The organism is Paenibacillus sp. FSL R10-2771 (genome assembly GCF_038000205.1).
Lineage (GTDB): Bacteria > Bacillota > Bacilli > Paenibacillales > Paenibacillaceae > Paenibacillus_AQ > Paenibacillus_AQ phytohabitans.
This window is the reverse complement of record NZ_JBBOBM010000001.1, coordinates 5318801-5334586: the sequence shown is the minus strand read 5'-3', so window position 1 is coordinate 5334586 and position 15786 is coordinate 5318801. Positions and strand designations below refer to the sequence as shown.

The following is a 15786-nucleotide window of genomic DNA, read 5'->3' as shown; positions in this document are numbered from 1 at the left end:
CTAATGTATGCGAAAAATCGAATACAATGAGCTACTGTGAAGGTAACCGGGTCCAATGTATGCGAAAAACCGAACACAATGTGCTATCGCGAAGGTAATCAGGCCTAATGTATGCGAAAAACCGAACACAATGAGCTATCGCGAAGGTAACCGGACCAAATGTATGCGAAAAACCGAACGCAATGAGCTATCGCGAAGGTAACTGGACCAAATGTATGCGAAAAGTCGAATAGATATTGTCCTTGTTAAGGCAATTGCATCATTTGTCGCTTGAACAATTGCTGATCACTCACACCTGCCAATGAAGCGGACTGAGAGGACGCTATATCTCCCAAAAGCCACTTTATGAGGCTGAAGCTAAAGTTCTAGACTGAGAAAATAAAGTATTAGACTGGCAATACTTCATTAAGCTATACCAGCTAATAGCTTGTCAACATTACCAGTAAAGTGATTCTAAATCATGTGGTATAGTTAAAATGAGGCATGCCAAAAAACCCTCCAATTTTCTTTGTGTCTTGGAAGGTTATGCCAATAATATTTTTTAAATTGGACGAAATTCCTTTTTATTTTTTAAGATCGCATAGAGCCAATGGACGAGTTTATTTGCACATGCGATTAGAGCTACTTTATGTGGTTTTCCTTCAGCTCTCTTACGTTCATAGAACGCTTTGATTCGCATATTTCGGGAGCGTATAAGTCCACACTGAACAGCCATCACCAGTGCGTAACGCAGCTGCCTGGAACCACGTTTCGTGATTCGGTTTCGAGTCGCTGTAAACTTACCGGAAGCAAAGACACTCGGGTCAATGCCTGCGAAGGCGACTAACTTCTTAGGATGATCAAATCGTTCGACTTCTCCTATTTCGGATAAAATTGTTGCAGCAATTTTATGCCCAATCCCGGGAATCGACTGAATTAATTCATACTCTTCAATTTCTTCAGCCAGAGCATCTATGTTCTGTTCCAGTTCAGCAAGATGCTCTTGGTATTGAAGAATAAGGGTAATAAGAACTCTCATATTGATTAAATGACTTGCATACATGGTTTGCTGAAATGGATTTTGTTTTGCCGCATCTACTAATCGTTGAACCCGTTGGTTAATCCAGTCCTCTGAACGCCCCCGTTTCGAAGAAAGCAGTTCTTTCATCTTAGCTCTAAGTGTATCTTCATCCGTCTGTAAAACTAAATATGAGGTTGGGAATTCACTTAAAAACCGCAGTGAAACACCGGAATACATAGCTCCAAACACGCCTTTATAACCCGGGAAAACCTGATCTAAAACAGCTTGGAATTGCAGTTTAGTCGATACACACATCTTTGAAAGAGTCTCATATTGCCTTGTAAGATAGCGCAGATTGAGAAGTTGCACACCTCTTTTCTTAAAAGGTTCAAACTCTTCCCTGTAGTACAACTCACCCAATAGGTAAGCGTCAGCAGCATCCGTCTTTACTTTACGAAGCTGAGACTTTCTAAGCCGATTGGAGATTAGCGGGTTAATGACAATGTAAATATAGTGATGTTCCTCTAAGAACTGAACAACAGGGCTTTGGTAATGTCCTGTTGCTTCTAGAATAAGTAAAGGACGTTGTTTGGATACCGATTCAACGTCCTTTAAAACTTGATGTAGATTTGCTAGGCCATCACGAGTGTGCTCGAAGTGGAATGTCCCTCTGAAGAGCTTTCCGCGCGCTAAAAAGGCTTGTCCATGACTTTCTTCTTTTGAAATATCTAGACCGACAACTGGATTCATTTCATCTCATCTCTCCCTGTAAGTTTAAATTCACCGGCATCCCTACGGTTCTTCTTGTCGCTCCATAGCATCGCTTGTTATACGGGATCTTACGTCCCAACCAGCCTCAATCATGGTCATGACAAGTAGGGTGAACATTATAGCACTCGGGATCAAGTCCCACGGGCAGGTACGTTCGACCAGGCTACTTTAATCCTCTATGCAAATGAAAAAAGGATCAACCAGAAAGAACTGGTTGATCTCATAATACGAACGGGCAGGATAGTTGAATGATTACGCGAATAACTTAAGTCATGACGAATTTACGAAGTTAGCAAAAAGATGTTAGCCGAAAGAAGTTCTTAGTTTAGGAGGAGTCTATATGATATTAGAAAAAGTTATAAATAGAATTGTAATACAAAGTGAATATAAGGATTTTGTTGATAAGTATATAGATAATATACTTACCGAATTTAAAGATAAGATTCATAGCATTTATATGTGTGGTTCGATTCCAAAAGGAACTGCTAAACCTTTTAAGTCAGATGCAGACTTTACTATTGTATGTGTAAATCCCAAAGATATTGATTACGAAAGATTGTCAAATATTAAAGACAGGCTTTTGGAAGAATATCCAGTAGTAACTAAGATTGATACGATAATTTGCCCGATTGACGATGTATTAAGTAAACCAAATGAGTGGGGTTTTTGGGTAAAGATAATTTGTGTTTGCATATATGGTCATGACGTTGGTGAAAAAGTGCCACCGATAATTATTTCTCCAGAGTTCATTTTAGACTTAAATACAGAGACCAAGGAGGAAGTAGCTCGTATACATAGTTCACTTTCTAATGCTAGTGATAACACAATGAAAGCTAGATATATTAAAGGTTACTCTAAGAGATTAATTCGTGCATTATACTCTTTGGTTATAGAAGATACAGGTGTATGGCAAGATGACATTTTTAAGATGAAGAATGCCATATTAAACTATTGTGAGATTGACTCCGCTTTAGTTGATTATCTGTATGCTTGTTACTTGGATAGTAATGTACTTGTTGAAGAGTTTCTGGGAGTTGCAGATGAAATATATAGCTATTTTGAGAACGCCTTAAATGCAATGGCTGCTTCCAGAACTTCCTTCGGCTAAAACCATATTGACGCTCCGGGTCACTCTGAGAAGCGAGTGACCACATCCAGCCCCCTAAGCCCGTCGGGACGTCACTGCGTTAGGTGTTCGGCAAGCCTCACAGCTATAAGCAGCGACTCTAATTAAAACATAAGACGATTAAGCTAACCGGAAACGTTAGTCGAACGACAACAGCGGCAGTCTAAGACTTTATTTATCAAGTCTTAGACTGCCGCTGCTTTTATTAATGGATCAGTCTAAGACTTTATTTTCACCGAACAACCGGTACGTTGACTATCGATGCGTAAGAGTGAATATTGGGGCATTAGAGTGATACCGGCACTGTTACCTAGTTCGTCAACTGGTGCAGCACCATAGCGCAAGCGCCTGCTGCGACCGAGCGTTCACCCAGTCTGCTGCGGGTGAAGCGGACGTTATACTGCTCGCGGTAATAGGTCCGCTCAAGGGCGATCCGGGTCGCCTCCTGATAGAAATCATCGGCCGCGAGGAATAGCGGGCCGCCGAGGATGACTTCCTCGGGATGGAGGATATTGATCAGATTGGCCAGCCCGATGCCGCAGTAGACAGCCATCTCGTGGAACAACCGGACAACCTCGGGATCACGGGCATGGAGCGCTTCTATTAGATGGGCGAATTCCAGCTGTTCTGCACTCTCGGCCAGGCTGCGGAGCAGCCCGCTGCTGCCCAGTCGCCAGACTTCACGCGCCTGTCTCTCCAGGGTGTGTATGGACACATAGCTCTCCCACGCACCGGCGTTGCCGCCGGGAATATGCGGCGGCAGCCCGGAGCCTTCGATGATCATCTGTCCGACAGCCCCCTCGGTATCAATCATGCCATAGAGCAGCCGTCCATCATTCATGATGGCGGAGCGCAGGCCGATTCCGGCATGGAGGTAGAGCAGATGATGCTGCATCCGGTTACTGCTGGCCCAGTATTCGCCCAGCAGAGCCGTATTGGCTCCATTGTCCAGATATACCGGCACAGCCAGCCGCTGTTCCAGCAGCTCCTTAATATGTACCTGAGACCAGCCCGGCGCAGTGAATCGTGCCGGATTCAGGATAACTCCGGCCTGGCGGTCCAGCGGGCCGACTGCGCCGATGCCAAGTCCCGCGACCCGGCCAAGATCAATGGAGGCTGCAGCTAGCATCTGCAGTGCCTGACTATGTAAGGATTCCATCAGATGCTCCGGGGTAAGGGCGGTATCCATGTTCCAGGTATATTCGCCCAGCAGCAGCAGATGAAAGTCCATCAATACGAGCTTGGCATGGGTACGGGAGATCTCCAGTCCCAGCAGATAGGCATAGGCCGGATTAGTCTCATAGAGGGTGGGGCGGCGGCCTCCGGTAGATTCGCCGAAGCCGACTTCAACCAGCAGCTCCAGGGACAGCAATTCATCCAGTATGCGTGTTAACGTGCTTATGGTCAGTCCGCTTTCGTCCAGCAGACTTTGTTTGGAGACGGTGCCGTGTTTTCTTACAGTGAAATAGATTTCCCTGGCTTTGGGATTGGCGATAAGTTCATGAATAAGCAGCAAAGACGGTTCTCTCCTTATGAATATACTAAACCTGATGAATAGACAAGACCTGCTTTTACAATGACACAAAAAGCAAGGTGCCGCAACTACCCCAAGGAGAGAATAGACTTGCAGGGTTCCATCCGGTTATAGCGGTAAATCCCGCCGTCTGAACAGCTGTATGCCGATCGTGAAACAGGCCAGCCCAATCATCAGCAGCCAGATGGAGACCTCTGCCCAGGCTGCTGTTCCCTGGACAATCTCGCCGGGACGGTAGAAGCTGAATAGGGTGAAGAAGCGCAGCACATCCAGCTTATCACTGATTTTGCCGAGAATATCGAGGGTGAAGAACCCGAAAGTGACCGCCCCGGAGATTCCGAGCGCCTTCTTCTCGTCATTGCAGGCACAGGAGACCAGGAAGCAGAATCCGCCGATGGCGAAGAACAGCAGAAATGCCACCAGGTTAAGCTGGCTGAACCGGGCAATTCCGAACTCGTAGCCGCTGCCGAGGAACCAGGCTTTGCCTGCGAAGCCGGATAGTGTGGTCACAGCCATTATGATGAACAGGGAGGTAACCAGCACCATCGCCTGGGTGATGGCCACCTTGCTCCGTGTTGTCGGTGTAGCCAGCAGGTAGGCCATCGAGCCGCGGTCCACAAGTTTGGCCACCAGCTGTGTGGACATCTGTACGCAGACTATAGCCAGAATCAGGACGAGAATCAGCCCGTAATATTCGCCCGAGATGAAGCCCTCCGCGCTTGAGAAGCCGTTATTCAGCCCGAAGGCCTTGCCTACGCCTTCCGGCATCGCCTGCACCAGATCGTTCAGCGCCTTCGTGTTATCTGCCAGGCCGGGGTAGAGCCAGATCATGAACAGAATATAAAAAGCCGAGCCCCCGGCGTAATTCATAATCCCCCGCAGGTTGACACGCATCATTTCCTTATATAGGGCCAGATTCATTGCACCTTCGCCTCCCGGTCATAATAGTCCATGAAGATGTCCTCCAGGTTCTGGGTAAAGATATCCATACTGCGGACCGGATATTTCGCAAGCTCAGCGGTGAACGGATTATAATTGCCTTGCACGGCAATCCTCACCCGGTTGCCTGCGATAGAATCTATTATCAGGCCGGAGGCGGCGAACCGCTGTGCGTCTTCCGGGGTCTCGAATAGGATTTCAAACAGCTTGCGCTGCATGGATTGCAGCTCATGAATATTCTTCACAGCGACGATGCTGCCGTCTTTGATAATCGCTGCGCGGTCGCAGGTCCGTTCAATCTCCTGAAAGCTGTGTGAGGACATCAGGAAGGTGGTTCCGGCTGCTTTTTCCTCCAGCACCAGCTGGGTGAAGATCTTCTGCATTAGAGGGTCCAGGCCGGAGGTAGGCTCATCGAGAATGATTACTTCGGGGCTGTGCATGAAGGCGGCGACAATGCCGACCTTCTGCTTCATGCCCTTGGACATTTTGCGGATCGGGGTGGCCGCATCAAACTGCAGGCGCCGGATTAGCATCTCCCGTTTGGCTGTGTCCTTCACGCCCTGCATGGAGGCCATAAACTGCAGGAAGCTTGCTCCGGTCATGCCGTCGATGAAGCTGATCTCACCCGGCAGATAACCGGTATGGCGCTGCACCTGGCCCTGACCCTTCCAGGCATCGAGTCCATTGATCGTTACCGAGCCGCGGTCTGGACGCATGAAGCCCATAATATGCCGGATCGTTGTGGATTTGCCGGCGCCGTTGGGGCCGAGGAACCCGAATACCTCACCTTTATTCACGGTAAATGAGACATCGCGAATCCCCTTGCCGTTTGAAAATTGTTTCGTTAAACCTTCCACTTGCAGCATGCTGCCACCCCCGACAGAAAATAATGAAATAGTATTGAATGGATATTTCAGATGTTATAATAGTCCCAGGCTACGCCTAAGTCAATATAATTATGAAATGAAAACATTCATATATTTCATTATTTTTTCGGGTAGGGAAACAGCCCGGCTACAACGTCAAGTTAGGGTGAAGGAAATGAACGGTTTTGAGAAGCGCACGGCTCTAATCAAGGACAAAATCATGAAGACAACGATCTCCATGCTAAACACCTGGGAGCCGAAGCGGCTGAGAATTGCGGACATTGCCCGGGAAGCCGGCGTGTCACAGGTAACGATTTATAATTATTTCGGGAGCAAAGAGGCGCTGATTAGCGAATCTTTCAAGGATTTTATCCAGCAGGCTATTGATGAGTTCAGGGAGGAAATGAGGCGGCAGCAATCGCTCAAGGAACTGATTGCCTATAGCCTTTTTAAAGAGAAGGAGACCTATTCCAGCCTGCCGCCGGCGTCAATCAAGGAGATTATGGTTGATGATCAGGAGATGTACGTATATATTCAGCGGCAATATGAAGAGCAAATTGTACCGCTAATGGTACAGATGGTGGAAGAAGGCAAAGCCCGGGGAGAAATTTCGGATAAAGTGTCAGTGAAGGCGGTTCTGCTGACCATACAGTTATATATTAAGAGCTCGGGAGAGATGCTGGGCAGCCTGGCAGGGCATGAGGATAAGGATGCGTTTCTGGAGGAGCTTATTCACATCTTCTTCTATGGCTTATGCGGCCGGGAGCCGCAATAGACGCGGCGCCGGCAACAGTCCGGTAAGGCAGCTTGCATAGCAGAATGCAGAATACAGCAGAACACAGCATCTGGCTAGAGCAGAGCCTTGAAGGAATGGCGGATTACATCGCCGCGGCTGATGATGCCGACCAGCACACGGTTACGCTCAACGGGGACCTTTTTGATCTGCTTTTTGCCGAGTATGGTGGCGATCTGTTCAATGTCCTCTTCGTAGTGCACAGTGACCACCTTCTTCTTGGCGATGGCCATCACGTTCAGATTGAGCAGCTTGCGCGTCCGTTCTTCGAACTCATCATTATCCCCGACGAATACATTGATCTGGAAAAAAGAATCCACAATCAGATCCTCATGCCTGCCGATATAGCGCATAATATCTCCGTCGCTCAGATAAGCGACAATCTCGTTCCGGTCATTGACTACAGGCATGCCGCTGATCCGGTGGGTGATGCATTTCTCAATAAAAGTCCGTACAGTGTCTTCCTGCTTGACCTTGTAGACCTGGCGGATCATGAACTCATGGGCTTTCATATAGGTTCCCCCTGAAAAGTATCTCATGCACAAATAAGTTGCATAATGAAAGTATATACTTGTATTATACAAGTGGAAAGAACGATGTCAATGAAGAAAGAGAAGAGGATGGGACTGCATGGAGAAACGTTCAATAGAGACGATAGAGCTGGAAATGGCGGTTCTTGTCCGCCGTCTGACCTCACTTACCACGTACAAAAAAATCGGCAATCTCGACCGGGCGGCCTATCTGCTGCTGCATCAGATTGCTTTCAATAACGGAACTGCCGGAGTGAAGATGCTCTCCGATGAATTCCAGCTGGATATCTCCACCGTCAGCAGGCAGGCAGCTGCACTGGAGAACAAGGGATATATCATCCGTGTACCGGACCCTGTGGATGGACGGGCCTATACATTGCAGATTACGGAGCTGGGCGGAGAAATTCTGGATGAGAACCGGCAGATGCGGCAGGAAATTATGGGCAAGCTGCTGGCGAACTGGTCGGATGAAGAGGGAGATTCCTTCGGGGAGCTGCTGCGGAAATTCAATGCGACCTTTCTGGAAGAGGATTAACCAGGGCAACGCCGTTTCCTGAGTGGAGGGTTTGGGCTATTTTGGGCTATACTTAAGTTAATAAAGCTTATGGGGTGTACCGATGAACGAAGATAAATATGAACATATTGATGATTTAATAGAGGCTTTTCAGCAGTTTGCCCGGATGAATTGGCGCAAGACGACGCTCTGGGGACTGAAGCCGAGTGAAATCCGTGTGCTGGTCTCGATCAAGAAGGGCATGGAGCAGGAAGGCAACAAGGGGCGGACGGTTTCCGATATCAGCAAGCTCCTCAAGGTGACTTCTCCGACGGTCACGCAGATGGTGAACAGCCTGATTGCCCAAGGGTACGCTGTGCGCACGCCGGATAGCCAGGACCGCAGAATCAGCGACATTACACTAACGGACAAGGGTGCGCATCTTGCCGATATGGCGGTGGCGAAATCCCGGGAGACCTTCCAGGGGATGATTGACCATCTCGGCAAAGAACGAAGTGAGACCTTAAGCGAATTGCTGAACGGGGTATACGAATATTTCGAGCAGCTGAATAGCCAGCAGAATGATTTCTGAACAGTAATATTGGGCATTGTATACAAAAAGAGATGTCCCGCAGCTGTAGCTGTTCCGGGACATCTCTTTGCTGTTTATAAGGATTAACTTGCGGATCTGTTAATGCCCTGTTGGCGCAGTTTCCTTCCGCAGCTTGCTCCCCGCACCGGCTTCCTCTGCGGCAGCCTCTGTCTTGGATTCGCTGGAACGCAGCGGAATCTCCTTCAGGAACAGAACAAGCACGGCTGCAATTACGAGCAGCGCAGTACCGCTCAGGAACACTACCGTCAGGGAGTCGCTAAGCGCCCCGCGCAGCATCTCAATCAATTGATTGAAAAGCGGCCGGATCTGCTCCGGCAGCGTGGTATGCAGCTCCTTCAGCTTGGGCTGGTCGAGCAGCAGCTGCGGATTCATGAAGGCTGTAAGCTGCCCCGCGGCTTCCGGATCAAGCTTGGACAGGTCGGGACCTTTGCCGGAGGCCACTGCAGATTCCAGCTTATGCGTAAGAGTTGTGTTCATCACGGTACCCATAACGGCAATCCCGATAGTACCGCCAAGGTTACGGAAAAGAGTTGTGGTAGCTGTAGCTACGCCCAGCATCTGCGGAGCCACGGCGTTCTGCACGGTCAGCGTGAATACCGGCATCGCCAGCCCGAGGCCGATCCCGAAGACAATCATGCTGGCCACAGCCATGACGATGCTGTTCATGAAGGCCATCATTATCATTGCGGCGACCATAAACGGCATGCCGATCATGGCGTAGCGCTTGTATTTACCGGACTTGGATATCCAGCGGCCGGCCAGTGTGCTGAGCACAATCATCATCAGCGACATCGGCATGTTGATGAAGCCGGAATTGGTCGGGGACACGCCTTCTACCCCCTGCACGAAGAACGGCAGATAGATCATGGCGCCCATCATGCCCGCATTCATCAGGAAGCCGATAATCATCGAGATGGTGACAATCGAATTCTTGAACAGGGAGAGCGGCAGCACTGGGCTCTTGGCCTTGCGCTCAATCAGAATCAGAATGACTGCACCGGCAATGGCTGCCGCGAACAGTCCGAGAATCTCAGGTGAACTCCAGGCATATTTGGTGCCTGCCCAGGAGAAGCCGAGCAGCAGTGCGACGATGCTGAGGGACAGGAAGATGGAGCCCGGATAGTCAATCGTTTCGGAAGTGGCGCGTGTTCCTTTGGGGAACATTCTCCAGATCATGATGAACGCTACAATCCCGAGCGGCAGGAAGATCCAGAAGATCCAGCGCCAATCCATATGATCGACCATGAATCCGCCGAGGGTAGGGCCGATTACGCTGGAGAAGCCGAACATGGCCATCATAATTCCCGTCCACTTTGCCCTTTCCCGGGGAGCGAACAGGTCGCCTACGGCAGTGACGGTGGCCGACATCAGAATTCCGCCGCCGACACCCTGTATGCCGCGGTAGGTGATCATCTGATAGATGTTGTCAGACAAGCCCGACAGGAAGGCCCCGATGATAAAAATAACAATCCCGGCGAGCAGGAAGGGCTTGCGGCCGTAAATGTCGGATAACTTACCGACCAGCACCGTGGCAATGGTGGAGGTCAGCATATAGATGGTGATGACCCAGGTGTAATGCTCAATTCCGCCCAGGATGGCAATAATCCGGGGCATTGCGGTGCCGACAATTGTCTGGTTGATTGCCGCGAAGAACATAGCCGCCATTAAGGCGATCATAATGGTTACTTTCTTTTTTTGCGTGAGATGCTCCATGGCAGGGTACTCTCCTTTGATCCTGTACGTATTATAGTTTGGCCTTTTATGATATTCTAATTAGGTAGCCAAACTACCTTTTATGTATAATACACAACTATTTTAAACATCACAATAATTTTATTTTTTATCGGAAGATAATAGCGGTTTGTATTGATTTTCACATGTTAGGTAGGTAATCTAATGATATAGAACGGAGGTGTCTCATGAGTATCCAGGACAGTCAGGAAAGGCAGCTGCTTATCACACTGGAAAATATAAAACGCCTAACCCCCCGTCAGCAGAGCATGGACTCTATCCCGCATGGAGAATTTGTAACGATGTTTGTCATACATGCAGCTATGAAGCAACAGGAGGCGGATGAACAGGAACGGGGAGGCCCGTGCCGCGGCCTGATGGTCTCCAGATTAAGTGAGCTGATGCAGGTCAGCCGGCCGACGGCTTCACAAATGGTCAGTACGCTGGAAGAGAAGGGCTACATTGAACGTGTAATGTCCGAAACCGACCGCAGGGTTATCTATATCTGCCTGACGGCCAAAGGCCAGGAGGTATTCGGCAGCAGAATGGACCGTTATTCAGATGTGCTGGCCGAGATTATCGATAAGGTGGGCCGGGAGGAGATTGATCAGCTGATCTCAACCTGCGGCCGGCTGATGGAAGCCGTGAACGAGGTACGGCCGCGGGTAATGGGGAATGCGTCCGAATGAGCCGTAATCCGGGTAACTATAAACCTGTAAACTGTAAACATGGAAGATGTAAACCTGTAAACCTGTAAGTGATGAAGACTTTAAACCATAAATTCCACTTTTGCTAACCGTCTGATTTCAGGCGGTTTTTCTGTTGCTTGATGTCCCGCAGATTGTGCCAATGTCCTCTCCACAGCAGGCAATCTTTGTTTTGGCCAACGCAAAGAGAAGAAGAGAAGAAGAGAAGAAGAGAAAGCATGCTAAGTGGAAAAACGACATCTAATAACGCAGAAACCTCTGTATACGGTAGATTAGTTGGAAAAATAGCACTTGCTGCCACACGGATCGGAGAAAAACGAGGGAAGAGGGAAAATTAGGTGGAGAAAATCCAGCTAAAATCGGTAAGGCTACCCGTGAGGCCTTAGGAAGTGGAGGAAATCCAATTAATCCTGGGGCGCCATTTACCATCACAAGGAGCAATAACTGCAGGAAAACTGGATGCGCGCCTGAGTTTTGTCCCCCGCGAACAGGGGAAGCTGTACGCCGAACACCGCAGATGTACCTATCCAAGGAGGGCAGAACCCCTCTATGATCAACTCGTATGGAAAGCGCTGCCATTATTGGCCGTTCCACCATGGGTAAGCAACGAGCATGCAATGAGCATGCAGTGGGCAAGTTGCGGCAGAAATAGAAAACGCTTTATAAATTGCCGAGGGGAGCTGGGATATTTGAAGTCTTTGGGTAAGAAAATCGGCTTGTGCCTGCTGATGCTGATCATGACAGCAGCGCAAACCGGACTTGCGGGAACCAGGCAGAATGTGGCGGAGGCAGCTGACAAGGAGCTGGCACAGAAGCCTTATATGGGCTGGAGCAGCTTCAGTATGCAGGTGTATGAGCCTTCAGGGAACTGGATATCGGCGGACAGCATCAAGAAGCAGTCGGATGCCATGCATGAGAAGCTGCAGTCGCACGGCTATGAGTATATTAATATTGACGCTGGCTGGAACGGAAGTATGGATGAATACGGCAGGCCTATTCCAAGTACTGAGCGTTACCCGAACGGGTTCCAGGAGGTCATCGACTATGTCCACAACAACGGGCAGAAAATCGGAATCTACCTGATCCCCGGCTTGTCTATCGATGCCTATAATCAGAATCTGGAAATCTACGGAACTGCCGGTGAATGCCGGATGCAGGACATTGCCGTGCAGCCGCTCAAGATTGTGGATGCCTGGAATGCCTACAGCTACAAGATCGATTTCAGCAACCCCTGCGCGCAAAAGTATATTGATTCCATCGCCGATATGCTTGGCGAATGGGGGATCGACTTCGTCAAATTTGACAGCGTGACTCCGGGGTCGGGAATCAACAATCTGAGTCTTGATGCACGCGGTGATGTGGAAGCCTGGTCCAAGGCTTTGGCCCGGCATGACATATGGTTTGAGCTCTCCTGGGCGCTCGATCATAATTATGTGGACTTCTGGAAGAAATACGCCAACGGCTGGCGGATCCAGTGGGATGTTGAAGCCTACGACAGCAATGTGGGATTAACCCAGTGGGCCAATATCGCCCGGCTGTTCCCGGATGCTGCCGTATGGTGGCGGGATGCCGGTCCCGGCGGATGGAATGACTTCGATTCGCTCAATGTCGGAAACGGGGCAATGGACGGTCTGACCAAGGATGAACGGCAGACAGCCATGACCTTCTGGGCCGTATCTGCGGCGCAGCTCTATATCGGCAACGACATGACCCGGCTTGACGACTATGGCCTGCAGCTGCTGACGAATGACGAGGTCATTGCCGTCAACCAGTCCGGGCGTCCTGCTCATCCGGTGTCGATGGATACGAAGCAGCAGGTCTGGTACGCGAATAACGGCGACGGTACCTATAATGTGGCCCTTTTTAATCTCGGCAGCCGCAGTGCAGCAGTGGATGTGAAGTGGAGCGATATCGGACTCGAAGGCCCCGCTTCTGTCCGCGATCTCTGGAGCCACACTGAGCTTGGAACCTTCGAGGACGGTTACAGTGCAGGTGCGCTTGAACCGCATGCTTCGCGGATGTTCAAGGTGACAGCCAAGGAGGGCACCTCGATTGTTAATGATGATGATACCGGGCTGCGCTACACTGGCTCCTGGCAGCGTAATGGCGGGAAAGAGCAGGTTCCCGGCAGCCAGGATATGAATATCAGCATCACTGATACATCTCCGGCTCCGGGTGAGGGAGATCCGGGGGACGGCGGGCAACAGGGGGGCGGTGCTGGAGCAGATCCGATTGATCCGGGAACAGGCAGCGGAGCATCGGTTACTCGCTCGGTCTATGTCAATGACAGCAATCCGGCGATTGCCTACAGCGGCTCCTGGTCTTCCTCGACCGGCAGATCTGCCGGGGACCACAGGGCAGATGTGCACTATACGGAGCAGAACGGTGACTATTTCCAGTATACCTTCAGCGGTACGAGAATTGAGCTGCTGACGGAGAAGGACCCCGCACAAGGCGATATACTGGTGTATCTGGACGATGCCACAAGTCCGGACCGGGTGAGCACGTATACGTCCGGGGATAAGGAAGCCCAGCAGATCGTATATAGCGCTTCGGGGCTGGCGGAAGGTGAGCATACTCTGAAGGTGGTCAAGGACTCCGGCCAATATATGCTGCTTGATGCGCTGCGGATTACGGCAGGCCAGCTGATTAATCCGCAGGCAGGCAGCTTCGACAAGGCCCCTGGCAGCCAGGCGGATCTGGAGCTTGCACTGGCAGCCGGCAGCGACTCGCTGCTGGCAATCACGAATAATGGCGTTGCCCTGCTGCCGGGCGCCGATTACACTGCTGACGGCAGCACAGTCATCCTGAAAAAGGAGTATCTGTTCAACCAGCCATCCGGCCTTACGGAGCTGGCGCTTAGCTTCGACGGTGGAAGCAGCGAGCTGTTCACTGTCCAGATAACAGGCTCCTCTACAGTGCGCTACGAACAGATCAACAATGATGATCCGGGAATCACCTATAATGGCTCCTGGTCGCGCAGCACAGGAAGAAACATGGGAGACTACAAGGATGATGTGCAGTACACCGAGCTTAATGGTGATTCCTTTGAGTACGCCTTCAACGGGACAGGGATCAGTCTGTATACCGAAGTAGACAGCTCGCAGGGGGATATGGATATCTATGTCGATGGAGAATTCAAAGAAACCGTAAGCGCGTACCGGAACGGGCGGCTGGCCCAGCAGAATCTGTACAGTATTTCCGGTCTTCCGGAAGGCATTCATACATTGCGGGCAGTGAAGAAGTCAGGCCGGTTCATGCTATTGGATATGCTGAAGGTGGAAATTCCCGACCTCGTTAATCCTGTGGAAGCTGTCTTCGACAAGGCAGCTGCGGCTCAGGCGGATATAGACGTGACGCTGCTCCGGCAGCCGGGACTGTTCGGCGGCATCCGCCAAGGGTCTTACACGTTGGTAGAGGATACGGATTATACGCTCTCCGGCAGTACAGTCACGCTTGCGAAGTCCTATCTGGCCGCTCAGCCGGCTGGAACACTTACGCTGATCTTTGAATTCAGCGGTGATTATCAGAATGATGTGCACTACACGGAGAAGGATGGAGACTATTTCGAATATGCCTTCACGGGTAGCGGGATTTCGCTTGTAGGGCCAACAGGCCCGGAACTGGGCGACATTGAGCTGTACGTGGACGGTGAACTGCAGCAGACTGCCAGCGCCTATAGCGCGAACCGGCAGATCCTGCAGAGTATTGCCGTGATTACGGGACTGGAGGCAGGACCGCATGTGCTGAAGGCTGTGATGAAATCAGGCAGTCTTATGCTGGCCGATCAGGTAAGAATCACCTTGCCGGCTGCTGACGAGGGTCCGGGGGAAGAGCCGACGGCAACACCGGCTCCAAGTGCAACACCGGAACCTGCTGCAACGCCGGAAGCTACAGCCACACCACAGCCTGGAGCCACTGCGCAAACCGGAGGTAATCCGGCTCCGGCTGCAACCGCTTCGCCTGCAGTGACCGGGACGCCTACACCGTCTCCAGCAGTGGCTCCTTATTCTACGCCGGGCATGGTGGAGGGGCAGCATGCTGCATATGCCAAAGGGTATCCGGACGGCTTATTTAAGCCGAACCAGAAGATTACCCGCGCCGAGATGGCATCGCTGCTCTTCGCAGCCATCACACCGGAGGCCGGCGGATCAGCGGCATCGTATAGCGATGTAAGCGCAGATTACTGGGCAGCAGCGGCGATATCTGCTGTGGCCGAAGCCGGGGTGATGACCGGCTATAGTGACGGCAGCTTCAGGCCCGGGCAGCTGATTACCCGTGCCGAGATGGCGAGTCTTGCAGCCGTACTGATACCGGCAGACCCGGCAGACACGGCGGCAGGCCGCGGATTCCCGGATATTGCCGGGCACTGGGCAGAGGCAGCCATCCTGAAGGCGCAGGGTGCCGGAATACTGAGCGGCTACAGCGACGGCAGCTTCAAGCCCGGCAATCCGTTAACGCGGGCAGAGGCGGTTACGGTGATTAACAGACTTACCGGCAGAGGACCATTGCGCGGGATGGCAGTTACCCCGTGGCGGGATGTTCCGCTTACCCACTGGGCTTATGCCGATATCATGGAGGCTTCGGTGAATCATGCCTGGAAGCCTGCAGACGGAGGCGGTGAGCAGTTCAGCGGCTCCTGATTCCTGGATTTCTAACATCTGACTAATGTTAATCATCCGC

At 50.9% G+C, this 15786-nt stretch carries 12 protein-coding genes; 6 read left to right on the top strand and 6 right to left on the bottom strand.

What is annotated here, in order from left to right; translation table 11 throughout:
• Nucleotides 1–541: 541 nt before the first annotated feature.
• Entirely contained in the window at nucleotides 542–1750 is a 1209-nt protein-coding gene (locus NSU14_RS22695) for an IS110 family transposase (RefSeq protein ID WP_042138433.1), read from the bottom strand.
• 361 nt (nucleotides 1751–2111) lie between these two features.
• Here NSU14_RS22695 and NSU14_RS22690 point away from each other — a divergent pair, with 361 nt between their 5' ends.
• A complete protein-coding gene (locus NSU14_RS22690) occupies nucleotides 2112–2879 on the top strand; it encodes a nucleotidyltransferase domain-containing protein (protein ID WP_340947392.1) in 768 nt (255 codons plus the stop codon).
• A gap of 328 nt (nucleotides 2880–3207) precedes the next feature.
• Here NSU14_RS22690 and NSU14_RS22685 read toward each other — a convergent pair whose 3' ends face one another.
• The 3 genes from NSU14_RS22685 to NSU14_RS22675 all read right to left on the bottom strand — a co-directional run bounded on the left by NSU14_RS22685 (nucleotide 3208) and on the right by NSU14_RS22675 (nucleotide 6236).
• Nucleotides 3208–4413 (bottom strand): ROK family protein, encoded by a 1206-nt coding sequence (locus NSU14_RS22685; RefSeq protein ID WP_340947391.1) that lies wholly within the window; start codon nucleotides 4411–4413, stop codon nucleotides 3208–3210.
• A 126-nt stretch (nucleotides 4414–4539) separates the two neighbouring features.
• Nucleotides 4540–5352 (bottom strand): ABC transporter permease subunit, encoded by an 813-nt coding sequence (locus NSU14_RS22680; protein WP_042134885.1) that lies wholly within the window; start codon nucleotides 5350–5352, stop codon nucleotides 4540–4542.
• Nucleotides 5349–6236: an ABC transporter ATP-binding protein gene (locus NSU14_RS22675; protein WP_042134887.1), complete on the bottom strand. Its 888-nt coding sequence runs from the start codon at nucleotides 6234–6236 to the stop codon at nucleotides 5349–5351. The genes NSU14_RS22680 and NSU14_RS22675 overlap by 4 nt, the downstream gene beginning before the upstream one ends.
• Nucleotides 6237–6411: 175 nt before the next feature.
• Here NSU14_RS22675 and NSU14_RS22670 point away from each other — a divergent pair, with 175 nt between their 5' ends.
• Nucleotides 6412–7011 (top strand): TetR/AcrR family transcriptional regulator, encoded by a 600-nt coding sequence (locus NSU14_RS22670; RefSeq protein WP_076242560.1) that lies wholly within the window; start codon nucleotides 6412–6414, stop codon nucleotides 7009–7011.
• A gap of 74 nt (nucleotides 7012–7085) precedes the next feature.
• Here NSU14_RS22670 and NSU14_RS22665 read toward each other — a convergent pair whose 3' ends face one another.
• Nucleotides 7086–7541, bottom strand: coding sequence for a CBS domain-containing protein (locus tag NSU14_RS22665; protein ID WP_039309990.1), 456 nt, complete (start codon nucleotides 7539–7541; stop codon nucleotides 7086–7088).
• 118 nt (nucleotides 7542–7659) lie between these two features.
• On the opposite strand from NSU14_RS22665, the gene NSU14_RS22660 reads away from it, so the two are divergent.
• Entirely contained in the window at nucleotides 7660–8094 is a 435-nt protein-coding gene (locus NSU14_RS22660; RefSeq protein WP_042134892.1) for a MarR family winged helix-turn-helix transcriptional regulator, read from the top strand.
• Between the two features lie 82 nt (nucleotides 8095–8176).
• A complete protein-coding gene (locus NSU14_RS22655; protein WP_042134894.1) occupies nucleotides 8177–8644 on the top strand; it encodes a MarR family winged helix-turn-helix transcriptional regulator in 468 nt (155 codons plus the stop codon).
• A 99-nt stretch (nucleotides 8645–8743) separates the two neighbouring features.
• Here NSU14_RS22655 and NSU14_RS22650 read toward each other — a convergent pair whose 3' ends face one another.
• Entirely contained in the window at nucleotides 8744–10378 is a 1635-nt protein-coding gene (locus NSU14_RS22650) for an MDR family MFS transporter (protein ID WP_076242561.1), read from the bottom strand.
• A gap of 206 nt (nucleotides 10379–10584) precedes the next feature.
• Here NSU14_RS22650 and NSU14_RS22645 point away from each other — a divergent pair, with 206 nt between their 5' ends.
• Both NSU14_RS22645 and NSU14_RS22640 read left to right on the top strand, forming a co-directional pair.
• The gene (locus NSU14_RS22645; protein WP_076242562.1) at nucleotides 10585–11085 is read left to right on the top strand and encodes a MarR family winged helix-turn-helix transcriptional regulator; all 501 of its coding nucleotides are present in this window, start codon (nucleotides 10585–10587) and stop codon (nucleotides 11083–11085) included.
• A gap of 707 nt (nucleotides 11086–11792) precedes the next feature.
• Nucleotides 11793–15746, top strand: a complete 3954-nt coding sequence (locus NSU14_RS22640; protein ID WP_083705134.1) for a X2-like carbohydrate binding domain-containing protein — start codon at nucleotides 11793–11795, stop codon at nucleotides 15744–15746.
• Nucleotides 15747–15786 lie beyond the last annotated feature (40 nt).